The organism is Thermococcus sp. CX2, assembly GCF_012027555.1.
Lineage (GTDB): Archaea > Methanobacteriota_B > Thermococci > Thermococcales > Thermococcaceae > Thermococcus.
On record NZ_SNUQ01000003.1, the window covers coordinates 128,386 to 150,458 of the forward strand.

23 protein-coding genes are annotated in these 22,073 nt (G+C 53.2%); 11 read left to right on the plus strand and 12 right to left on the minus strand.

Annotation, left to right across the window (positions count from 1 at the left end):
* The first annotated feature begins 41 nt into the window (after window positions 1–41).
* The gene (locus E3E23_RS07740) at window positions 42–740 is read left to right on the plus strand and encodes a metallophosphoesterase (RefSeq protein WP_167907735.1); all 699 of its coding nucleotides are present in this window, start codon (window positions 42–44) and stop codon (window positions 738–740) included.
* A 12-nt stretch (window positions 741–752) separates the two neighbouring features.
* On the opposite strand, the gene E3E23_RS07745 is transcribed toward E3E23_RS07740, so the two are convergent.
* The 3 genes from E3E23_RS07745 to E3E23_RS07755 form a co-directional block, all read right to left on the minus strand.
* Window positions 753–1,061, minus strand: a complete 309-nt coding sequence (locus E3E23_RS07745) for a PRC-barrel domain-containing protein (RefSeq protein ID WP_167907736.1) — start codon at window positions 1,059–1,061, stop codon at window positions 753–755.
* 77 nt (window positions 1,062–1,138) lie between these two features.
* The gene (locus tag E3E23_RS07750) at window positions 1,139–3,652 is read right to left on the minus strand and encodes a CDC48 family AAA ATPase (RefSeq protein ID WP_167907737.1); all 2,514 of its coding nucleotides are present in this window, start codon (window positions 3,650–3,652) and stop codon (window positions 1,139–1,141) included.
* The gene (locus tag E3E23_RS07755; RefSeq protein ID WP_167907738.1) at window positions 3,649–4,413 is read right to left on the minus strand and encodes a hypothetical protein; all 765 of its coding nucleotides are present in this window, start codon (window positions 4,411–4,413) and stop codon (window positions 3,649–3,651) included. The genes E3E23_RS07750 and E3E23_RS07755 overlap by 4 nt, the downstream gene beginning before the upstream one ends.
* Window positions 4,414–4,537: 124 nt before the next feature.
* Here E3E23_RS07755 and E3E23_RS07760 point away from each other — a divergent pair, with 124 nt between their 5' ends.
* The 3 genes from E3E23_RS07760 (at window position 4,538) to serS (ending at window position 7,478) form a co-directional block, all read left to right on the plus strand.
* Window positions 4,538–4,696: a hypothetical protein gene (locus E3E23_RS07760; protein ID WP_199920059.1), complete on the plus strand. Its 159-nt coding sequence runs from the start codon at window positions 4,538–4,540 to the stop codon at window positions 4,694–4,696.
* A 63-nt stretch (window positions 4,697–4,759) separates the two neighbouring features.
* A complete protein-coding gene (gene glp / locus E3E23_RS07765; protein ID WP_167907740.1) occupies window positions 4,760–5,962 on the plus strand; it encodes a gephyrin-like molybdotransferase Glp in 1,203 nt (400 codons plus the stop codon).
* Window positions 5,963–6,104: 142 nt separating this feature from the next.
* The gene (gene serS / locus E3E23_RS07770) at window positions 6,105–7,478 is read left to right on the plus strand and encodes a serine--tRNA ligase (RefSeq protein ID WP_167907895.1); all 1,374 of its coding nucleotides are present in this window, start codon (window positions 6,105–6,107) and stop codon (window positions 7,476–7,478) included.
* 11 nt (window positions 7,479–7,489) lie between these two features.
* On the opposite strand, the gene E3E23_RS07775 is transcribed toward serS, so the two are convergent.
* Window positions 7,490–8,194: a nucleotidyltransferase domain-containing protein gene (locus E3E23_RS07775; protein WP_167907742.1), complete on the minus strand. Its 705-nt coding sequence runs from the start codon at window positions 8,192–8,194 to the stop codon at window positions 7,490–7,492.
* 83 nt (window positions 8,195–8,277) lie between these two features.
* Here E3E23_RS07775 and E3E23_RS07780 point away from each other — a divergent pair, with 83 nt between their 5' ends.
* Entirely contained in the window at window positions 8,278–8,697 is a 420-nt protein-coding gene (locus E3E23_RS07780) for a hypothetical protein (protein ID WP_167907896.1), read from the plus strand.
* Window positions 8,698–8,718: 21 nt separating this feature from the next.
* On the opposite strand, the gene E3E23_RS07785 is transcribed toward E3E23_RS07780, so the two are convergent.
* From E3E23_RS07785 to minD, 7 genes are all read right to left on the minus strand, one after another.
* Window positions 8,719–9,909 (minus strand): hypothetical protein, encoded by a 1,191-nt coding sequence (locus tag E3E23_RS07785; RefSeq protein WP_371807531.1) that lies wholly within the window; start codon window positions 9,907–9,909, stop codon window positions 8,719–8,721.
* A 63-nt stretch (window positions 9,910–9,972) separates the two neighbouring features.
* A complete protein-coding gene (locus E3E23_RS07790) occupies window positions 9,973–10,992 on the minus strand; it encodes an L-threonylcarbamoyladenylate synthase (RefSeq protein WP_167907743.1) in 1,020 nt (339 codons plus the stop codon).
* 32 nt (window positions 10,993–11,024) lie between these two features.
* Entirely contained in the window at window positions 11,025–12,062 is a 1,038-nt protein-coding gene (locus E3E23_RS07795; protein ID WP_167907745.1) for a glycosyltransferase family 4 protein, read from the minus strand.
* Between the two features lie 39 nt (window positions 12,063–12,101).
* The gene (locus E3E23_RS07800; protein ID WP_167907747.1) at window positions 12,102–13,322 is read right to left on the minus strand and encodes a cell wall-binding repeat-containing protein; all 1,221 of its coding nucleotides are present in this window, start codon (window positions 13,320–13,322) and stop codon (window positions 12,102–12,104) included.
* Between the two features lie 132 nt (window positions 13,323–13,454).
* Window positions 13,455–14,900 (minus strand): asparagine synthase (glutamine-hydrolyzing), encoded by a 1,446-nt coding sequence (asnB, locus tag E3E23_RS07805; protein ID WP_167907748.1) that lies wholly within the window; start codon window positions 14,898–14,900, stop codon window positions 13,455–13,457.
* 121 nt (window positions 14,901–15,021) lie between these two features.
* Window positions 15,022–15,765 (minus strand): ATP/GTP-binding protein, encoded by a 744-nt coding sequence (locus E3E23_RS07810; protein WP_167907750.1) that lies wholly within the window; start codon window positions 15,763–15,765, stop codon window positions 15,022–15,024.
* Window positions 15,762–16,502 (minus strand): cell division ATPase MinD, encoded by a 741-nt coding sequence (gene minD / locus E3E23_RS07815; protein ID WP_167907752.1) that lies wholly within the window; start codon window positions 16,500–16,502, stop codon window positions 15,762–15,764. Before minD ends, E3E23_RS07810 begins: the two co-directional genes overlap by 4 nt.
* Before the next feature lie 111 nt (window positions 16,503–16,613).
* Between minD and E3E23_RS07820 the strand changes: the two genes are divergently transcribed.
* The 3 genes from E3E23_RS07820 (at window position 16,614) to E3E23_RS07830 (ending at window position 19,339) form a co-directional block, all read left to right on the plus strand.
* Window positions 16,614–18,422: a PINc/VapC family ATPase gene (locus tag E3E23_RS07820; RefSeq protein ID WP_167907754.1), complete on the plus strand. Its 1,809-nt coding sequence runs from the start codon at window positions 16,614–16,616 to the stop codon at window positions 18,420–18,422.
* A 59-nt stretch (window positions 18,423–18,481) separates the two neighbouring features.
* Window positions 18,482–18,679: a hypothetical protein gene (locus E3E23_RS07825; protein WP_206205680.1), complete on the plus strand. Its 198-nt coding sequence runs from the start codon at window positions 18,482–18,484 to the stop codon at window positions 18,677–18,679.
* Between the two features lie 105 nt (window positions 18,680–18,784).
* Window positions 18,785–19,339 carry a Maf-like protein gene (locus E3E23_RS07830; protein WP_167907757.1) on the plus strand — a complete coding sequence of 185 codons (555 nt, stop codon included), beginning with the start codon at window positions 18,785–18,787 and terminating at the stop codon, window positions 19,337–19,339.
* Here the strand turns inward: E3E23_RS07830 and E3E23_RS07835 are convergent.
* A complete protein-coding gene (locus E3E23_RS07835) occupies window positions 19,334–19,978 on the minus strand; it encodes a PHP domain-containing protein (protein WP_167907759.1) in 645 nt (214 codons plus the stop codon). The two genes, E3E23_RS07830 and E3E23_RS07835, sit on opposite strands and share 6 nt — an antisense overlap.
* Window positions 19,979–20,099: 121 nt before the next feature.
* Between E3E23_RS07835 and E3E23_RS07840 the strand changes: the two genes are divergently transcribed.
* The 3 genes from E3E23_RS07840 to mce are packed head-to-tail and all read left to right on the plus strand — an operon-like array spanning window position 20,100 to window position 21,943.
* Window positions 20,100–20,534 (plus strand): cobalamin B12-binding domain-containing protein, encoded by a 435-nt coding sequence (locus E3E23_RS07840; protein ID WP_167907898.1) that lies wholly within the window; start codon window positions 20,100–20,102, stop codon window positions 20,532–20,534.
* A gap of 48 nt (window positions 20,535–20,582) precedes the next feature.
* A complete protein-coding gene (gene meaB / locus E3E23_RS07845; RefSeq protein ID WP_167907899.1) occupies window positions 20,583–21,542 on the plus strand; it encodes a methylmalonyl Co-A mutase-associated GTPase MeaB in 960 nt (319 codons plus the stop codon).
* Window positions 21,539–21,943, plus strand: coding sequence for a methylmalonyl-CoA epimerase (mce, locus tag E3E23_RS07850; RefSeq protein ID WP_167907761.1), 405 nt, complete (start codon window positions 21,539–21,541; stop codon window positions 21,941–21,943). The genes meaB and mce overlap by 4 nt, the downstream gene beginning before the upstream one ends.
* Window positions 21,944–22,073: the final 130 nt, after the last annotated feature.

The following is a 22,073-nucleotide window of genomic DNA, read 5'->3' on the forward strand; positions in this document are numbered from 1 at the left end:
GGTTTTTAATATCCTTCTGTGAACATTGGATGGGGAACGCTATGCTCATCGCCTTAATAAGCGACGTTCACTCCAACTGGGAGGCTCTCCAGGCGGTGTGGGATGAGGTTAAAGATGCCGACGTAATCCTCTGCATGGGCGACCTGGTCGGCTACGGGGCCTCACCAAACGAGGTGGTGGAGTTCTTCAGGGAGCAGATGGAGCGGAGAAAAATCCTCTGCGTCCGTGGAAACCACGACAACGCGATAGCCTTTGGCACCGAGTGGGGCTTCAACCCCTACGCGAGACAGGCCGTCAGGTGGCACCAGCGCGTCATGAGCACCGAGAACCTCGAGTTCTTGAGGAAACTGCCCGTAAGGCAACTGTTCATCGACGAGGTCGGGAGGAGCTGCCTCTTAATCCACGGCTCGCCGAGGGCACCGCTTGATGAGTACCTCTTTCCCTGGCTTCCCGATAGCGAGTTTAGGGCCGTTCTGAGCTACGTTAAGCAGGACGACCTTCTCGTCGGCCACACGCACGTTCCAATGCTCAAGGAGATGGCCGGCAGGAGGATAATCAATCCCGGCAGCGTCGGCCAGCCGAGGGACGGCGACTGGAGGGCGAGCTACGCCATCATAGACGCTGATACCCAAAAAATTGAGTTCCATCGTGTAGAATATGACGTTCAGGAAGCGGCCAGGAAGATAATCGAAGCTGATCTTCCGAGGTTTTTGGCGGAAAGGCTCTACGATGGGTATTAAAAGGGAGGAGAATCACTCCTCGGTTGCTTCGGTCTCATTTACTGGGCCGATCCTCCTGAGCTTGGACTTGACGGCGAGCTTGCTGGAGTCTATGATAATAACCTCGCCGATGCTCTTGACGGCGCTTATCGGAATGAGCAGAAGCCCCTCGTGATCCGTAACAAACTCGCTCGTGTCGAGGTCCTCGTCGGGCTCGGCCACGATAACGAGAATATCGCCGGTTTCCTCATCGAAGCTAAGGTCGTAAACCCAGCCGAGCCTTATTCCTGTGTCGGTTATCAGCTCGACGTCCCTAAGCTTGGAAGCCATTATCTTGACCATCTCCTCCACCCCTCGGTTTAATCGTGTAAACGATTGGACACCAACGTATAAAACTTTTTCCAAAATGGAAATGAAAATCAGAAGGTGAAGTAGTCCATCTTCTCCGCTTTTTCCTTCTGGGTCTTCCTGGTCTCCTCGAAGTTTCTGTAGTACTCTATCATGTAGGGCGTTATGCTCGGCCTGACCGTCTTCAGTGCCTCCTCGAAGTCCCTCTTTGACACCTTCAGCTGCTCGAGGAACTCTTCACTCTGCTCCTCCACGACTTCCCTCGGAAGCTTGGACATTATCCTGCGCATCGCTATAAGCGCCGCCTCCCTCACGAGGGCTTCCAGGTCGGCACCGCTGTAGCCTTCGGTCCTCTTTGCCAGCTCTTTGAGGTTGACATCCCCTGCGAGGGGAACACGCCTGGTGTGGACTTTGAGTATCTCCAGTCTGGCCTTCTCGTCCGGCGCTGGGACGAGTATCATCCTGTCGAACCTTCCTGGCCTGAGCAGGGCTGGATCGAGAATGTCCGGCCTGTTGGTAGCCGCTATGACCACTACACCGCTGTTCTTCTCGATTCCGTCCATCTCTGTCAGGAGCTGGTTGATCAGCCTGTCCGTAACGCGGTTCATGTCGCTGCCCCTTGCTGGCGCTATTGCATCAATCTCGTCGATAAATATGACAGTCGGGGCGGCCTGTCTAGCTTTGCGGAAGATTTCCCTTACGCGCTTCTCGCTCTCACCGACCCATTTTGAGAGAACCTCTGGCCCACGGATGCCTATAAAATTGGCTTCACTCTCCGTAGCGACGGCCTTGGCGAGGAGGGTCTTACCCGTTCCGGGCGGACCGTAGAGCAGTATGCCCCTCGGTGGGTCGATTCCGAGCCTCTGGAAGGCTTTTGGGTACTTGAGCGGCCACTCGACGGCTTCACGGAGTTTCTGCTTGACCTCCTCCAAGCCTCCGACATCTTCCCAGCGGACGTTGGGCATCTCGATGAGGACTTCCCTCAGCGCCGAGGGATCCACCATCTTCAGAGCCTCGTAAAAGTCAGCTTTCTTGACGCGCAGCTCCTGAAGAACATCGGGCGGAATCCTTTCCTGCTCGGGGCTTATCTTGCCCTCCTTGATGAGCCTCCTGAGGACGACCATCGCTGCCTCTCTCGCCAGCGCTGCCAGATCGGCTCCAACAAAGCCGTGGGTCTTCTCAGCCAGCTCATCAAGCATCTTGTCGATGAGCCTCAGCCTGACCTCCGCGTAGATCTCTCCGTCGCCCTTTAGGATTTCCTTGACTTCCTCCTCGCTCTTGGCATTTTCAACCTTTTCCATTATCTTCTTGAGCCTCTCCTCCTCGAAAGTCTCCTTCCTCAGGAGCTCTCTCAAGACCTTGAGAACGGTCTGCTTGTCGTAGTCCGGCTCAAGCGGCATTCCTCTGGTGTGTATCTGGAGTATCTCCTTCCTGCCCTTCTTGTCTGGAACCCCCACCTCTATCTCTCTGTCGAACCTTCCCGGCCTCCTCAGGGCTGGATCAAGGGCGTCTGGTCTGTTGGTAGCCGCTATGACGATGACCTTTCCGCGGCCTTTCAAGCCGTCCATAAGGGTAAGCAGCTGCGAGACGACCCTCTTCTCAACTTCTCCAACAACCTCTTCCCTTTTGGGTGCAATAGCATCGATTTCGTCGATGAAAATTATGCTTGGTGCGTTCTCCTCCGCGTCTTTAAATATCTCCCTTAAGCGCTCTTCACTCTCACCGTAGAATTTGCTCATTATCTCTGGCCCGTTGATTGCTATGAAGTGAGCGTTCGCCTCGTTGGCGACGGCTTTAGCGAGGAGCGTCTTTCCAGTTCCAGGCGGACCGTAAAGGAGCACACCCTTCGGGGGGTCTATTCCAAGGCGCTCGAAGAGCTCTGGGTGTTTGAGCGGAAGCTCGACCATCTCACGAATCTTTTGAATCGCATCGCTGAGACCGCCTATGTCCTCGTAGGTTACCTCCGGGATGGTCTCCTCACGGACTTCAACTGCCTGCGGAAGAACCTCAACCTCTGTGTTGTAGGTTATCTGGACTATGCCCTTGGGGTTGGTGTTGACGACGACGAATTTCAGCTCACCGAAGCCGAGGGGCATGGCCTCAAAAAGCCCCCTGAGTAACTCATCGAAGGGCGATCCAGTATAGTAACCCGTCTCGCTCCGCCCGCTGGCGACGATGAGGTCTCCCTTGACGACTGGCCTGCCTAGGAGGTTCTGCTTGACCATATCACCGGGTATCTGGATGAAAACTCCCTTCTGGGCTGGAGCAAGGACGACTTTCTTGGCCTCCTGAACCTCCGCCCTTGCAACGGTGACGTAGTCTCCTATGCTTACCCCGGCGTTCCTCCTTATGTAGCCGTCCATCCTTATGATGTCCAGGTTTCTGTCGTCGGGGTGAGGGTTTGCCACTATCGCAGCCGTTGAGCGTTCTCCAATCAGCTCGACGATGTCGCCCGGCTCAACCCCGAGCTGGCGCTGGTATTTTCTATCAAAGCGTACGATGCCCCTTCCGACGTCCCTCTTGAGAGCTTCCGCCACGCGGAGCTTTATTTTCTCATACCTCTCCTCATCCTTACCGAAGATCATCTTGATCTCCTCCCTTTCTGCTTTTCAATGGCCTCCTCCAAAGTCAGGTTTCCAAGTGCAACTTCACGGGCCAGCTTGGATGAGATGGTTATCGTTCCACTTAACTCGCGGCTCCGCCGTTTTATATCTTCAATCTCACGTTTGGTTGGCTCCTTGACTTCTATGAGCTCACCTATCGGAACCTGTCGGCCATCGCGTAGGCCTATGTTTATGGCTGCCACGATATCTTGCACCTGCGAAACCTCTATTCCGCCCACCTTTGGCGTTGTCCTCGACTCGTTCACCACGATGACTGGATAATCGTAGCCGAGCAGATCTCCAAGCGCCTTCAACATCAGTATCCTCTGCCTCTTTGCGCCGTGCCCGATTTTGATTTTAGCTGCTGGGTACTTCTCGAGCAGATCGAGGATTATCCCGACGTCGCGCGGGCTCTTCAGGTGGTGAACCTCTACCACGCGGTTGTCCGCAACGACACTAAGGCCGGGTCTCTCCCCGGGGTCTATGGCAATGTAGACCTTTTTAAAACGCTCCCTTCCTTCAAGCTTTGCGAGCAGCTCGTCGATGAAGTTCTCGTTCCTGACTATGACTTTAACGGGGAAGTCGATTTTATCGTAATCCTTTTCGCTAGTCAGCACGACCTCAACGTCGAAGGGAATCTTATCTCCCATGCGGAGGCTGTGGAAGGGTATCTTGTACTCCTTCAGCACCTTGGTCGCGGTGTAGTAAACACGAGCATCGCTCGTTATGATGGCCACTCTCATGGTCGTTAGTAGGTCTTCACAATTAAAAACCTTTCTAACCGTCCTAATCAATAATTTTGGCCACGAAAAACCCCAATTTACCAGAAAAAAATTTATAAGCCATTATTAGCAAGTAGGGGCGGGGATGGGTATGCAACCTCCAAAGAAAAAGAAGAAGGTCGAGGAGTTCGAGGAGGAAGAGTTCCTCGAAGAGGATGAGTGGGACCTGGAAGATGAAGAGTGGGAGGACGAGGACTGGGAAGAGGATTGGGAGGAGGACTGGGAAGAGGACGATGAGTGGTGAGTTAAACGCTTTCTTTTACGTAACCCATTTATAGCAACGCCCCCATCTTTTCTTGGTGATAGAATGGCGTTCCTGAAGGTCGTTCCACTGGAGGAAGCACTCGAGGTCATAGAATCCTTCCCATTGGAGAGAAGAGTTGAGAAGGTCCCGCTCGAGGAGGCGCTCGGAAGGGTTCTCGCGGAGGACATTGTGAGCCCCATAGACGTTCCCCCCTTTGACAGGGCGACGGTGGACGGCTACGCGGTCAGGGCGGAAGACACATTCATGGCAAGCGAGAGCGAGCCTGTGAAACTGAGGGTCATCGGCGAGATAAACGCCGGAGATACGCCGACGGTGGAACTCAAGCCAGGCGAGAGCGTCTACATATCCACTGGCGCCCCCCTTCCAAAGAACGCCGACGCTGTGATACAGTTCGAAGACGTGGACAGGGAAGGAGACGAAGTAATCATCTACAAGCCCGCCTATCCAGGTCTTGGGGTCATGAAGAGGGGCACCGACATTCCAAGTGGAAAGCTCCTCCTAAGGACTGGGACGCGGCTTGGCTTCAAGGAGACTGCTCTGCTTTCAGCGATTGGCTTTTCGGAGGTTAGGGTCTTCAGGAAGCCGAGGGTGGCGGTGATAAGCACGGGCAATGAGGTGGTTCTGCCTGGAACTGAGCTTAGATACGGCCAGATATATGATATCAACGGCAGAGCGATAGCCGACGCCGTTAGGGAACTCGGGGGAGAAGCCGTTTTCCTTGGCATAGCAAAGGATGACAAAGACAGCTTAAAGGAGCTCATCCTCAAAGGCGTTGAGTGCTGCGACATCGTAATCCTCAGCGGCGGCGCGAGCGGGGGAATAAGGGACCTAACGTCATCGATAATCGATGAGCTCGGTAAGGTTTACATCCACGGCATAGCGATACAGCCGGGGAAGCCGACGATAATCGGCCTCATTGACGGAAAGCCGATATTCGGTCTGCCAGGTTATCCGACGTCTTGCCTCACGAACTTCACCCTGCTGGTCGCTCCACTCCTGAGGAAACTCCTGGGAAGGGAAAGCGAAGTTAGAAAGGTCAAGAAGAGGCTCGCCCACAAGGTCTTCTCGGTAAAGGGCAGGAGGCAGTTCCTGCCCGTAAAAGTCGAGGGAGAAAAGGCCGTTCCGATACTCAAAGGCAGTGGAGCGGTGACGAGCTTCATTGATGCTGACGGCTTTATAGAGGTGCCTGAGAACGTTGAGATACTGGATGAGGGCGAGGAAGTCGAGGTTACGTTTTTTGGGTGAGTTCTTTTTCTCCTTTCCTTGCCCATCCGGAACCGCGGCCGTTGGTCGTTAACTTGACACGACCCGGGTTCTTGCCAGAACGTCAAAATCCCCATCAAATCCTTTTTAAACTCCCGCGCCGTTCATTTCCCAGGTGAAGGCTATGCTCGACATAAAGCTCATCCGTGAAAACCCCGATCTGGTCAAGGGGGACCTAATCAAGCGCGGGGAAATTGAGAAGCTCAAGTGGATAGACGAGATCCTCGAGCTTGACGCCAAGTGGCGCGAAAACCTCAGGAAGATAAACCAGCTCAGGCGCGACAGGAACAGGATAGCCGTCGAGATAGGCAAGAGGAAGAAGGCTGGCGAGCCCGTTGATGACCTCTTAGCCAAGAGCAAGGATATAGTCAACCAGATAGAGGCCCTCGAGAAGGAAATCGAGGAGATAAGGGCGAAGATTGACTACTACCTCTGGAGGCTTCCGAACATCACCCACGAGAGCGTTCCGATTGGTAAAGACGACACTGAGAACGTCCCCATAAGGTTCTGGGGGAAGGCTAAAGTTTGGGAAGGCTTCCTCGAGTCCTTCAAGGAGCAGAGCCTCGGAAAGATGGACTATGAGGTTCTGAGCTGGAGGCCTAAGCTCCACGTGGATATGCTGGAGCTCCTTCGTGGCGCTGACCTGGAGAGGGCCGCGAAGGTAAGCGGCTCGCGCTTCTACTACCTCCTCAACGAGCTCGTCATACTTGACCTTGCCTTAATCCGCTTCACCCTCGACAAGCTCATCGAGAAGGGCTTTACCCCTGTGATTCCGCCCTATATGGTCAGACGCTACGTCGAGGAGGGCGTCACGAGCTTCGATGACTTCGAGGACGTTATCTACAAGGTCGAGGATGAGGATTTATACCTCATTCCAACAGCTGAGCACCCACTCGCTGGAATGCACGCCAACGAGATACTCGAGGGCAAGGATTTACCGCTCCTCTACGTTGGTGTGAGTCCGTGCTTCAGAAAGGAGGCCGGAACCGCTGGAAAGGACACGAAGGGAATCTTCCGCGTTCACCAGTTCCACAAGGTCGAGCAGTTCGTCTATGCAAAGCCGGAGGAGAGCTGGGAGTGGCACGAGAAGCTCATCCAGAACGCCGAGGAGATATTCCAAGAGCTTGAGATTCCCTACAGGGTTGTGAACATCTGTACTGGAGATTTGGGCTACGTTGCCGCTAAGAAGTACGACATAGAGGCCTGGATGGCCGGCCAGGGCAAGTTCAGGGAAGTTGTCAGCGCTTCAAACTGCACCGAGTGGCAGGCGAGGCGTTTGAACATCCGCTACCGCGACAAGACCCACGAAAAGCCGCGCTTCGTCCACACTCTCAACTCCACCGCTATAGCTACATCGAGGGCCATAGTTGCCATCCTGGAGAACCACCAGACGGAAGAGGGTGTTGTGAAGCTTCCCAAGGTCCTCTGGAAGTACACTGGCTTCAAGGAGATTCTGCCGGCCAGCATGAAGGAGAAGTGCTGCCAGGGGCTTGAGTGATTCCTTTTCTTTTAAATCCCGCCTGCTTCCCTCACTTTTCTCCTAACGTTCGGGTCGCGGTCCGCTATGAGCTTCAGCGCCTCCTCAAAGCTCATCCAGTCTGGCACTTCCTCGTTGATGTATATTCCGGTCCTCCCTATAGCGTCCCTCCTCGTCAGGACGTGAACGCGCTCGGTTACGATGTCGATGCTCACCCCTAGAATTTTCGCCACCTCGCTTTCCCTTCCGACCACTTCACTCTCGATGTGGCCTTTCTCGGTTGGAATTATGAGGATGAGCTTTTTGTTCACCCCTGAAACTCTCTGCTTCGTCTTCACACCCCACAAATCTATGGCCCCGCCCCAGCGGTAGAACTCCAGCTCCCTGTCGGTCGGTTCTATCAGCGGAAAGGTGACGGTGGTTTCCTCGTCTATCTCGATGACGCCCTTTATGAGGTGCCACGGCGTTGCCATGACTATTTTTCTCCTGCTCACGAGTCCCTCAAGGGCGAGTTCGATTAGGTAGCTCGGAACCTTGTAGGGGATGAATATGTCTATGTCGCTGTCCTTCCTTACGTCTCCCCTCGCGACACTTCCATAGAGAAGTGGGTCAAACTGCTCAAGGCGCTCCATTATGCTCAACGCCTTCTCGCGCTTCTCCCATAGGTAGCGCCAGCGTTTGGGGGGGTAGACAACTTCCCTCTCGTCCCAGACTCTAACAACTTTTTCCCTCGGCATCGTTCTTTTTAGAACCCAAACGTTTAAAGGTCTACCGATAGCGTTTTATATATAGTCGAAACGACTTCGGGGTGGTGAAAAAAATGCCAGTGCTCGGATTTAACATAACTAAGATTGAAATGGAGAAGAAGACCATTGTAGTGCCCTCCGGCCGGATTGAGGTCAGGCTCTCACCGAAGGTTAAGGAGATGCGCCTCGGGGAGATACGCACTCCAACTGGGAAGATGAACGGTATTGAGATTCTCTTCAGGTACGAGATCGATTACAACCCCAAGGTCGCCCAGGGGGCCATTGAGGGTATTATCCTGTACGTCCCGCCCCAGAAGGACAAGATGGACGAGATACTGAACCTCTGGGAAGATGAAAAGAAGATTGACCCCGTCACCTTCGCCGAGGTAGTCAACTTCATAACCAAGGAAGTTTCCCCGATGATAATGCTCCTCGCCAAGGAGATGCGTCTTCCATACCACGTACCGCTTCCGAGGGTCGAGGTTAAGTCCTGACCGTTCACTTTTTTCCTGTTTTTACTGATAAATGCCCTCCGCTTCGTAGAGCATGTTCCGGATTTCCTCGAGCTCGGGCCTCTTTTGAAGGGTGTTCCCCGCTAACTCAAGAGCCCTCATATAGTTTTTCTTGCTGGCATAGTATTCCACTTTTTCGACCTCCTCGAGGATATCCTCGTCTCCCTTTGAAGCTGCGAACTGTTTGAGGATGGCCAGACGGATCTTGACCCTGAAGCTCAGATCGCTTTTGGTTTCTAGGGCGCTCTTGTAAGCCTGCATGGCTTCCTCAATTTTGCTGACACCAATAAGAGCCTCCGCAAGCTCTACAAGCTTCTCGGCGGCTTTTTCATCATCTCCGCGCGATCGGTGGGAGCTTATTATCTGGTAGAGCATCCTTACGGTGTTTATGCCTATCAGCTTAGACCTGTTGTAGTTCTTGGCAAGGAGGTAGGCATACTGAGCCTTTACGAGGCAAGTAGTCGTTTCATCAAGGTCGCCATTGGAGTATGCCACCTTGCTCGCCTTCTCGAAGTTCTTGCCAGCGGTGTCCATCATCTCAATGAAGTGAATGTCGTAGCCGAATATTGCCCTGATGGAGCTCGCGAGCCTATAGAAAGCTTCCGCCGCGCCCCTCGAGTCGCCCTTCTCGAGCCGCTCCTCTGCAGCCTGTCCGTACAGGGTTATCAACGTTTCCGCGATCCTCCTGTATGATTCAATGTTGTCAGTTATCTTGTAGTACCTGTACGCGGATTCATACGCCCGAATTGCCATTGGTATGTCGTCGTTGTCCTGGTACGACTTGCCGAGATCCTCGTATATAGCCGCGAATTCCTCCGCGTATTTCCGGAGGTTTCTCTCGTCCTTTAGGGTCAAGAAAATCTCTAAAACGTTGGAGCAGTACCCGTCGAGGGCATCTATATCTACCTCAAGGCGGGTTATTTCCTCCTCGATGAGGTCGATGTAGAGGTAAGCGCTCTTCAGAAGGGAGGGGCGGGCTTTCTCTATTAAACCTGCCTTTTCAAGCAGAACAAAGCCGAGGTACTTATAGAGCCTTGCGGCGTCTTCTTTCTTTCTCTCCTCTTCATAACCTCTCGCAGCGCGAAGAATTAATTTAAGTCCGTCCTTAATCTTTCCCTCGTTGATCTTCTTGAAGGCAAGCTGTTCCAGCTCTTCTGGCCCCTCAAGTCCAATGGTGGTTGCCAAATCCCTCACCTCACATGATTTAAGTCAGAAAGTTGTTGGTTATATTTAAAGTTTTAAATATTTAAGTATTGTCTATGCCCATATTATCCTGTATCCAGCCGCTTTTCTGAGCCTGTTCATCACGGCGAACCCAAGTCCCCTCTCCTCGATCCCTTCGGCGATTATTATATCCACCCCCCTCTTATCAAGCTCCCTCAGGGCTTTGAAGAGGTTTCTGGCGACTTCTTCCTCAGTGCCCCCGAGGTGGAAGAACTCATCGCACTCGTAGGGCTCCGTCGCCATCACTCCCACGCAGAGCCCCTGCCCCTGATATTCCTTAACGAGCTCTTTTATCTTCTCCCTGACACGCTCCCTCGGACCTTCCACTACGATGACCTGGGCCTCGGGAGAGTAGTGCTTGTACTTCATCCCCGGCGAGCGGGCAACATCGACGAGCTTGCCCCTGACCGCGGGATGTATCTCAACCTCGCCGATGACCCTCTCAATCTCCTCGAGTGGCAGTCCGCCGGGTCTTAGCAGGGTTGGTTTTTCACCGCTCAGGTCAATGACGGTGGACTCCACACCGATTTTAGTCTCCCCGCCGTCGATTACACACTCTATCTTCCCGTAGAAGTCGTCTATGACGTGCTCGGCCATGGTGGGACTTGGTCTGCCGCTTACGTTGGCTGATGGGGCCGCTATCGGGGTGCTGGCCCTTATGAGCGCGAGGGCTATTGGGTGAGAAGGCATCCTGACCGCGACGGTATCGAGGCCGCCAGTGGTAACCTTCGGGACCTCGTCCTTCTTAGGGAGAACCATCGTTAGGGGGCCCGGCCAGAACCTCTCAGCTAGCAGCTTTGCCTCCTCTGGGATTTCCCTTGCGAGCTTATTCAAGTCCTTGAAGTCGGCTATGTGGACGATGAGCGGGTTGTCAGCTGGCCTTCCTTTGGCCTTGAAGATTCTCTTAACGGCTTTCTCATTGAGGGCATCGGCGCCAAGACCGTAAACCGTCTCAGTTGGGAAGGCAACCAGCTTTCCCTCCAATATGAACCTCGCGGCTATCCTAACCTTTCTCTCATCCAGACCTTCTCGCATGTTGATTACTACCGTCATCTTCTCACCCAACGTTCACCGAAAAAAGCTTGTTAAAAACGTTGCCCAAGGACTTTGAGGTAAACCCCCTCGACCTCCTCGGCAACAACGCTCCAGGAATAGAGCGCCGCTATCCTTCTTCCGATTCCTCCGGCTTTTCTGTTCGTCTTGGGCTTCAATAGGGATTTTACGGCATTCACGAGACCGTCGAAGTCGTTGAAGAGCAGACCGTTCTTTCCGTTCCTTATAAGCTCGGCTATTCCCCCCACGTTCCTCCCAACGGCGGGAACACCGAGGCTGTTCGCCTCAAGAATTACCAGCCCAAAGCCTTCCCTCTTGGAAGGAAGCACGAGCATAAGGCTCTTGGAGAGGACTCTATCGATGTCCTGCCTGTATCCGAGGAACCTGACGTTCTCCGGTGCTTCCATCTCAAGCTTCCGCCTAAGCGGGCCGTCGCCAACTACGAGGAACTCAAGCTCTGGGAAGACTCTCGCCAGTTCAATGAACGTCTCGGGGCTTTTGTAGTCCCTCAGTGCCCCTATAAACGTGATGTATTTGCCCTTCCATGGTTTCTCTTCCAGGGGCCTGACACCGTTTGGGATTACGTGGACACCCTCTGCTCCCAGGGAGAGCGCCTTCTTGGCGAGGCTGTGGCTCACGGTGATAATTGCATCGGCCGAAGAGAGCGTTTTTTTGACGTAGAACCTCCCGAGGGTCAGCTTCGCCGTGTGCTCGAGGTCGCTGCCGTGGGCGGTGACGACCAGTGGGAGTCCCAACCTCTCCTTCGCTAGGACACCCGCATAGCTCGTCGTCCCGACGAAGTGGGCGTGTATCAGGTCGAATCCAAACTCCCTATGGAGGTGGACAATCTTCCTAGCACCGAGGAGCGCGAAGCTCGTCCCTCTGAGGCCATAGATTGGGGGCACCCTCACCTGGTGCACAAACTCCCTCTCGTGCTCCCTCGGCTTAACGGGCCCGTAAGTTAGAACATGAACCTCATGGCGGTTTCTCAACTCCCTGACGAGGTTATCAAGGTGGCTTGCAACGCCTCCCCCGTGCGGCGGATAGTGCCCGACCATTAGAATCCTCATCTTGACCAGGAAAGAATGGAGAAAAGGCGTTAAAAAGCCTTATGGTCTTCCCCTGTCCTTTCCACCCGGCACTCTCGGAATGGGCCGCCCGAGGGTCAGCTGGGCTATCTCCGTCTTTATCCTTGGAATGAGCTCGTTCAGGAGGGTAGTGTAATCTCCCTTGTTGAGGGCTTCCTTGGCCTGCTCTATGAGCGCTTTGATTTCAGTCACATCGTAGCCCTTCTTCTGGAGGACGTTTACCATAATCTCAAGCTGGAGTATCTCCCCAGTCATCTGCAGTTTGGCAGAACCCTGATAGATGGTGTTAATCTCGCTGTACGACCGGGATATAACGAAGTCGGCGTCGAAATTGGCCTTCATCGCCAGCTCGTAGGCCATTGCGTAATTGCCCTCGTTGTATTGAGCCCATGCCAGTGTCATAAACTTCCTCGCCTCGTCCAACTTCTTCCTAGCGTCGGGAATCTGGAGGCCGTCGAGGAGCTTCTCAGCGCGGTTGGTCTTGTTCTGGACGTCGACCAGCAGCTGATATACTGCTGTTGAGTGAGGAGCGAGCATGCTCATAGGGGGGTAATAATCACTGCCAAAGCGCTTTTTCAGGTATGAATCTATGAGGTCGTCGTTAAGGGGGAACATCGGCTTCGAATTAATTGTTTTCGAATACGTGGCGGCGTATTTCACTTCTACGAGAGAGTTGAGCTCGTCCAGGGCCTGAATTGTCTCATCGGCCTTTCCAACATCGGTTAGAATTAGTATGCTCTTTCCGTCACTCCAATCGCTGAAGAACTTGCTGAGAAGCCCTGTGGAGTAGGCCTCTATGGCAATTGCATCCCTGCCGTTTACTATGATGGCGTACTTTATCTCCCCGAAAGCCTCGCGGAACTCCTCCTTCAGCATCTTTATGACTGCTAGGTTGGTTTCGTACCTCGTCTCACCGTACCATCTTTCGTAAGGTATCCCAAAGCTCTCAAGGTCTTTGGGGTACTCCTCTGGGATTGCCACTGGGCCGCCGATTATTATCACTCTGTCTGGGTTTATTGTCAGGATCTCGGCGCTTGCCGCGGGGTCGTAGGTTCCCCAGGGGCTTACTACCACTTGGGCACCGAGGATCTCCGCTACGTTCTTGGCCACGGCCATGTCCGCCTCGTTGTCGCTAACGAGGATGACTAGGTTCATGCTGACTTGAGCGGCATGAACTGTGAGCGTGGAACTTAATACGATCAGTACACCCATAAGCAATGCAAGGCCTTTTCTTAGGATCACGGCTTTTCACCTACTTTCTAATTGTGAAGGGGCCTATTTAAGCGTTTTTCCGGAAACCGTTCGGCCCCGTTTGCGAGGAAGGTTTAAAAAAGCTCCATGATGCTTGAAAGATTAAAAAACGTTTAAAAACGTTTATTCTCGTTTAAAAACCTCGTTAAATGCTTTTTGGGCGTATTCCCTGAGGGTCATGCTCTCCATCCTGGCCAGCTTTTCTAGCAGCTTCTGAGCCCTGCTCCCATACTGGGCGGCTTTCTTATCTCTGTTCGCTATCCGGAGGGGTAAGCCGAGTTCGGTGGCGACTTCTCTCAAAATGGCCTTTCGGACTCCGTTCTGTATCTTATATTCAAGCGGCGTTCTCAGCGATGTAGACACTACTGCCAGGTCGAGGAAGGGCACTCTTCCCTCGACGGAGTTGAGCATCGCTATCTTGTCATCCCTCGCGAGGTTTTTCTCCCCCATATCGAGCAGATCGCTCTCCATGAGTTCCGGCCTCTCAAGGTACTTCGCGTAGCCGCCGAAGAGCTCGTCCGCTCCCTGGCCGCTCAGAAGAAGCTTGCAGCCATCTTCGCGGGCGAGCTTTGTGGCAAAGTAGAGGGGAATTCCTATGGCCAGGTTCATTGGGTTCGGATCCTCTATCGCGAATGCTACCCTCGGAACGGCCTCCCTAACATCATCAAAATCGAAGACGTACTCCTTGAGTGGAAGGCCCAGCTCGTCGCTGACCTTTCTTGCCCATTCTAGATCGGGGCTTCCTTCGGCTCCCGCAGTGTAGAGCGTAACTTTCGAGTAGTTAGACGCTATGAGAGCTATAAGTGAACTGTCCAGTCCGCCCGAGAAGAGCACCCCCGTCCTCTTTCCAACTCTGACCCTGACAGCATGGACGAGTGTTTTCATGAGGGCGAGCTTTGCCCTCTTCAGCGGGAGCGGCTCTCCTCTGAGTTCGAGAACGTTGAAGACCCTTCTTCTGTAAACCCCTTCGCGCGAGAGAACTACCAGCTCGCCAGGCTGAACGGGCGTGGCTTCCTCCCCTATCGCCCAGAGCACCTTCTTCTCGGAGGCAAAGAAGCCGTTCGGTGAGTAGTAGAGCGGCCTTACTCCAATCGGGTCGCGGAACAGGTATATCCTCTCGCCGTCGCTGAAGGCAACGGCGTAGTCACCCTCAAGCATCAGCATGGCCTTCCTAATGGCTTCTTCCACCCCCATGCCCTTCCTCATCAGGAAGTATTCGAGGAGCCTCAGGATGGCCTCGCTGTCCACATCGCTCTCAAAAGAAACGCCCTTTCCTTCCAAATAGGCCCTGAGGTGGCGATGGTTGTATATCTCCCCATTGTGAACGAGGGAGAAGTCGTTGTAGAAGGGCTGGTTGTGGTCAAGCGAGCCGGTCATGGCCAGCCTGCACTGGATGAGGCCTATCCTTCCATCGGGAATCACACTAACTTCCGAGAAGTCGTGGCTCTTCAGCACTCCACCGTCGGTCCACACACCGAAAGAATCCTCTCCCCTGTGCTTTCCAGCGATTATCATGCTGATAAAGCGCTCTCTTATGTTCTCACCAATCCCACCCGCTATGAGACACATGCTCCCACCCAACGCCATTCAAAGCGCAGTCCCAAAAGGCTTCCCCCTTATCCCTTGGAGGAGTTTTCAAAATGGTCTCCCCATGCTGAAACGATGGCCATAAACCCAGGCGAAGACTGAACTAGGTCAAATCTCCGCAGGTGCAGTAATGCTCGTATGCCAGTGTTTCCAGCTCGTCGAATCCCTCACGGGTTTTGGCCGAGACATAGACAACCCTTGTCGGAGGGGTGAGTTCCGAGAGCATCGAGCACAGCTTGTATGCCAAGAGGCCCTGCGTGGACGGGTCGAGCTTCAGCCTCGCGGTCAGGTAGTCTGTGTCCTCGAGGTATTTCCTGTACCTTTCGATGTCCCTGACGGTGTCCACCTTGCTCAGGACGGGAACGGTTGTTGTTCCGAGGCGCAGATCTATCATCAGGCTGAAGAACTTGACGAAGCAGAAGTCGTGGGGCTTCTTGAGAATGTCTGGGCTGAAGAGATACGCCGCGAGTGGCTCTGGGAGGTTTTCCATCAGCCGTACTCCAAACTCATGGAACAGGAAGGTCTCCATCTGGCCGGGAGTGTCGAGCAGAACGTAGTCGTTTTCCTCGTTGAGCCGGAGAATGGCATCTATATAGAACTCCACGTGGGGCAAAAGCCTATCATAGCTCTCAACTATGGCCCCGTTCGGTCCATAGCCCTCTTCCATAATTTCCCAGGCTGTGACCTTTTCCCTAACGTCGAGACTTGGATTATAGGGAATGTGTCTAACCCCCGTGTCCAGATTCACATAGGCAACTCTGTAGCCGTTTTCTTCGAGATACCGCCCAAATTCTCTGGTTAGGGTCGTCTTTCCGCTTCCTGCCGTCCCCACAAAAGTCAATATCACGATCCCATCACCCTCGCCTTAAAACCGGCTATTTTTGCTATCCTCTGTGCGAGCTCCATGTAGGCCCTGGCACCTTCGGAGTCTGGTTTGTATTCGACAACCGGAACACCCTCCAGGGTGGCTTCCCTCACCGCTGGATCCTCCGGAATAACCGCGAGCAGGGGTACCTCCATAACTTCTTCAGCAACATCGGGGGGAATATCGTTCTCGCTTCTTCCGTACCGATTGAGCACGAACCCGAGGATCGCCAGACCGGCCTTCTTAAGAACTATGCCAACCTTCATCGTGTCGGTGATGCACGAAATCTCGGGGTTGGTTACGAGAAGTACCTCCTCGCCGCTCAGCATGGCGTTCATGGCGTCCATCTGGAGTCCCGCTGGGGAGTCGATGATGACGTAATCAAACTGGCTCTTCAGTTCCCTTATGGTGTCGGGAAGCTTTCTGGGGTCGGCCCTTATAACGTGCTCCCAATCTATCGCCGCGGGGATGAGATGAACGTTTTCATAAGCAGTGGCATAGATCGAATCGGTTATGCTTGCCTTTCCGGCGAGAACATCGTGGATAGTTGTATACGCATCGTCGATACCCATGACTAGGCTTAGGTTTGCCATAGTTAAGTCGGCATCGACCGCACAGACCTTGTAACCCATCTTACCGAGGGCTATTGATAAATTGGCAGCCGTTGTGGTCTTCCCTGTCCCTCCTTTGCCGGAAGCGATAGATATGAGTCTGCCCATTGTCCCACCCATCGTATTTTTGGCTAAACCTTTATGAACCTTTAGTCAGAACACCAAGTTAGGAAGTCTTATAAACAGACGGGAGTCTTTTGGACTTCTGAGGTGAGAGAAATGAGAGTGTTCGTTGCTGATACGAGTGTTATAGTTGATGGCCGCCTTACGCAGTTCCTGTCAACACTTGAGGACAAAGTTAAGGTCGTCATCCCTGAAGCAGTCATTGCCGAGATAGAGCATCAGGCCAATGAAGGGAAGGCTATAGGTCATGTGGGACTTGAGGAGCTCAAGAAGCTCCGTGAGATGTCCACCCAAGGAAAGATACTCCTCGAGTTCTACGGCGAGCGGCCCGAGCTCTGGCAGATAAGTAGAGCGAAGGCTGGAGAGATAGACCACATGGTTAGGGAGGTCGCTCAAACGCTGGGCGCAACGCTCATAACTGGTGACCAGGTGCAGAGAGACATAGCCCTCGCCAAGGGTATAGACGTGATTTACCTGACGGCCAAGAAAGAAGTCAGGCACCGCTTGGAGGACTTCTTTGACGAGACCACGATGAGCGTTCACCTGAAAGCTGGCTTAAGGCCGATGGCAAAGAAGGGAAAGCCAGGTGAGTGGATGCTCATTCCAGTTCGCGACGAGGTTCTGACCGATGAAGAGCTCGAAGAGATCGCCGATGACATAGTCGAGCGCGCGAGGCGTGACCCAGAATCCTTTATAGAACTCGACGAGCCTGGAGCGACCGTCGTCCAGCTAAGGAACTACCGTATAGTTATCGCCAAGCCGCCCTTTGCCGACAGGATTGAGATAACCGCCGTTAGACCAGTCACGAAGCTGAGTATAGAGGACTACGATCTGAGCGAGAAGCTCTTGGAGAGGCTCACGGACAAGGCGGAGGGTATCCTGATAGCCGGCGCCCCTGGAGAAGGCAAGACCACCTTTGCCCAGGCTTTGGCTGAGTACTACGCCTCTATGGGCAAGATAGTGAAAACCATGGAGAAGCCGAGGGACCTGCAGGTGAGCGACGAGATAACCCAGTACACGGCTTTGGCCGGTAGAATGGAAAAGACTGGAGACATACTCCTCCTCGTCAGGCCGGACTACACGATATTCGACGAGATGAGAAAGACCAGCGACTTCAAGATATACGCTGATCTGAGACTGGCCGGCGTCGGAATGGTCGGTGTCGTGCATGCCACAAAGCCGATAGATGCAATTCAGAGGTTCATCGGAAGGGTCGAGCTGGGAATGATACCCCAGATAGTCGACACGGTAATCTTCATTAAGGCCGGAAGGGTCGCCAAGGTTCTGACCCTTGAATACCTCGTTAAGGTGCCAACCGGCATGAAGGAGGAGGACTTGGCCAGGCCCGTCATAGAAGTCAGGGACTTTGATACCGGCGAGCTGGAGTACGAGATTTACACTTACGGCGAGGAGATAAGTGTTGTCCCAGTGAAGAAGGAGGAGAAGGCTCCAGCTTTACGGCTCGCGGAGAAGAGGCTCAAGCAGGAGATAAAGAAGTTCCTGCCAGATGTTTACGCCGAGGTCGAGATAGTCAGCCCGCACAAGGCGGTAATCTACGCCGACGAGTTCGACATTCCGGCGATAATAGGCAAGAAGGGCAAGCGCATCACTGAGCTTGAGAAGCGCATAGGAATAAGCATAGACGTCAAGAGCTTCGCCGAGAGGGAAGCGGCAAAGCCGAAGGAGAAGATACCCGTAGATGTGGAGGAAAAGAAGAAGACGATAGTGCTCAGGGTTTCCCCAGACTACGCCAAGAAGCCGCTCAAGTTCTACGGCGGCGAGCAGTACGTCTTCACCGCAACGCCAAGCAAGAAGGGCCTCGTCAAGGTAAGCAAGAGCACACCGATAGGGAAGGAGCTGAAGAGGCTCCTTGATGCGGGCATTCCGATATGGGCCTCGGCCTGATTTTGAAAACTTTTTATAATTTGATTTCTTCTTTTCTTTATTGGTACTGGCCGCTGGGAGTGTGTCACAAGGTATGGAAGGATAAGGTGTTCTGGATCCTTGCCGTTGGAGGCTTCCTCGTGGCACTAGCGGGGATATTCGTGGAGAGCAGCCTAACGGTTATAGTCGTTGGAAACACGATGATGTTCTTTGCTCTGGTCTATCTGGCCATCAAAACTTTCGAAAAGCGTTGTGGTGGCCAAAAAGAGAAATCTTGATGGCTCAGCTGCGAGGGTACTCATCACACCTCAGCTAGCGAAATTGTCGTCATCGCCGGATTTAGTTCTCGGAAGCTTTTTTAACCCTTTTCCGAAGGCCCAATCATGTTAGTGCTGGCCTCCGCAAGTCCGAGGAGAAGGGAAATACTTGGCAGGTTCATAAAGGAGTTCAAGGTTGTCCCGAGCAATGCGAGCGAGGAGTGCTCTCTGACTGAGCCGAAGGCTTACGTCGTTGAGCTTGCGAGGAGGAAGGCGAGGGAGGTCTATGGGCGAACGGGTGGCACAGTCATCGGCGCCGACACCGTAGTATCAATAGACGGCCACATACTTGGCAAGCCAAGGGATGAGGAAGAGGCCTACAAAATGCTCAGGCTCCTCAGCGGCAGGGTTCACCGCGTTACAACCGGCTACTGCATAATCCACGAGGGGAAAGAGCACTGCGGGGCGGTCGTTACCGAGGTGAAGTTCCGCGAGCTTAGCGACGAGCTCATATGGGCCTACATAAGGACGGGCGAGCCCATGGACAAGGCCGGGGCGTATGGAATTCAGGGGAAGGGCGGGCTTTTGGTCGAATGGATTAAGGGTGACTACTACAACGTGGTCGGCTTTCCTATCGAGATAATACTGAAGTTGAGGGAGCTTGGCTTTGAGGTTTTATAACAGCTCCGAGAAGAGGAGGTCCTCCTTTTTCCCTCCCGCCTTTTTGAAGACCTTCTCACTCCAGGAAACGTTTCCAACACCCTTCGGCCAGTGGGCGTCGCTGGCAAACGTCAGCTTTATCCCCCTCTTTATGCACTCTCTCACGAAGTCCAGCTCGGGAACCCTATACCTTGAGCTTATCTCGAAGGCCTTCCCGTTCGCCTCGGCCAGCTCAAGGATTTCCATCAGCTCATCTCTGCTCGGGTAGCCTATGTAGGGGAAGTTTGCGCCGAAGTGGCCGATTACGTCCACATTATCGTCCATCAGGGCGGTTTTGACAAGCTCGATGTATTCCCGGGGGGTTTCCACCCACTTGTGGACGCTTGCTATGACGTAATCAAGCCGCTCTGCGAAATATTCAACGATATCTGGCCCGTTCGGCTCAATGTTGGCTTCGATTCCCGATAAGAGGACAACTTCAGAGTCCTCCCCTGCAGTGTTGATATCCCGCAGATACGCGTTGAAGCTCTTTGGGGTAAAGTAGTGAATGTGGTCACTTATCCCCAGCAGCCTGAGCCCTTTCCGCTCCGCCTCGGCAAGGTTTTCTAGTATCGTCCCCACCCCGTCGGAGTAGCTGGTGTGGGTGTGCATGTCCATCATGGTTTTGACTGCTCGGGAGAGATTAAAAAGGATTATGGACAAAATATCCAACGTAAAGTTCAACCTTGAGCTTTGACAACCTTTAAATACCACTCGAAACAAAATCCCGACGGTGGTGAAAGTGGTCGAGCGCTCAAAAGTTAGGGTTCTCGTCGCAAAGCCTGGCCTTGACGGTCACGACAGGGGAGCAAAGGTCGTTGCGAGGGCCTTGCGCGATGCTGGTTTTGAAGTCATATACACTGGAATAAGGCAGACTCCTGAGCAGATAGTGGAGAGCGTTATCCAGGAGGATGTGGACGTTCTTGGCATAAGCATCCTCTCGGGAGCCCACATGGTCCTCATACCGAAGATACTCAAGCTCTTGGAGGAAAAGGGACTAAAGCCCAACGAAGACGTCCTCGTCATTGCCGGCGGAATAATACCTCCTGACGACGCCGAAGAACTTGAAAAAATGGGCGTTGCTGAAGTCTTTGGCCCCGGCAGTCCAATCGGCGACATCATAAAGTTCATAGACGACAACGTTCCAAAGCTCAAGAAGTTCTCATCTGAGAACTGAGCCCAACGTTTATAATTTCTTTCTGGATAATTTGTCCGAGTGGTGACGATGATAGACGAACTAATTGAGCGCATGCTTAATGGTGACAAGAGGGCCACCGCGCGTTTGATAACCCTCGTCGAGAACGACGAGGAAAAAGCCCGGGAGATAATCAAGCGTATCTATCCCTACACGGGCAACGCTTACATAGTCGGCATCACCGGTCCTCCTGGCGCGGGGAAATCGACCCTCCTCGACAAGCTTATCCGCGTTGCGAGGGAGGAAGGTAAACTCGTCGGTGTTATCGCCATAGATCCAACTTCTCCGTTCACCGGTGGTGCCCTTCTCGGCGACAGGATAAGGATGCAGCGCCATTCGACAGATCCGGGCGTTTTCATAAGGAGCATGGCCACACGCGGTTCCCTTGGCGGTTTGGCTAAGGCCACGAGCGACGCCATAAAGGTTCTCGACGCCTACGGCTGCGATGTCATCTTCGTAGAGACTGTTGGCGTTGGCCAAATCGAGATTGACATAGTGAAAACCGCCGACACTGTAGTTCTCGTAACCGTTCCTGGCCTCGGGGACGACATTCAGGCCATAAAGGCCGGGCTGATGGAGATAGCGGACATATTCGTCATAAACAAGGCCGACAAAGAGGGGGCTGACGCTACCTACTTCGAGCTCAACCTCATGCTCGACCTCGAGAAGGAGCGCTGGGAAAAGAGAGGCTGGAGACCGCCCATAATCGAGACCGTTGCGACGACGATGAAGGGGATACGGGATCTCTGGAAGGCAATAAACGACTACATGGAGTTTCTTGAGGAGAGCGGCGAGATAGAACGCAAGAGAAAGTTCCGCGCCGAGGAGGAGATAAAGACCATAATCTCCGGTACTATAGTGAGAAAGATAAGCGAGAGGCTCAACGAGGATGAGGTCACTGCCCTAATAGATAGAATCGTGCGGCGTGAGATGGATCCGTATTCTGCCGCGGATTTGGTTCTCGAAAAAGCCCTGGGGGTGAAAGTGTGATAAAGAAGATCGACCACGTTGGAATTGCTGTGAAAAACCTTGAGGATGCTATAAAGGTCTGGGAGGGTCTTGGCCTTAGCGTTGAAGAGATTGAAGAAGTGCCGGATCAGAAAGTTAGAACCGCCATAATACACGTTGGAGAGAGCAGGATTGAGCTTCTTGAGCCGACTGCGGAGGATTCTCCAATAGCTAAGTTCATTGCTAAGCGCGGAGAGGGAATACACCACATTGCACTTGGAGTTGATAACATTGAGGAACACCTTGCAAAACTCAAGGATGCTGGGTATAGGCTGATAGACGAACAGCCCAGAATAGGGGCCGGTGGTGCGAAAATAGCATTCGTCCACCCCAAGGCAGTAACCGGAGTTCTGCTCGAATTATGTGAAAGGAATGAAGAGTAATCGATTATAACTTTCAAGAGTTTTTAATTATTTGCTGTTTTTCCACCTTTTGATTGAACTTGGGGATTTATTACAGAATTTTTTAATAACGAACAGTAATACTTATAAGTTCCTTACCGGACATATGCCG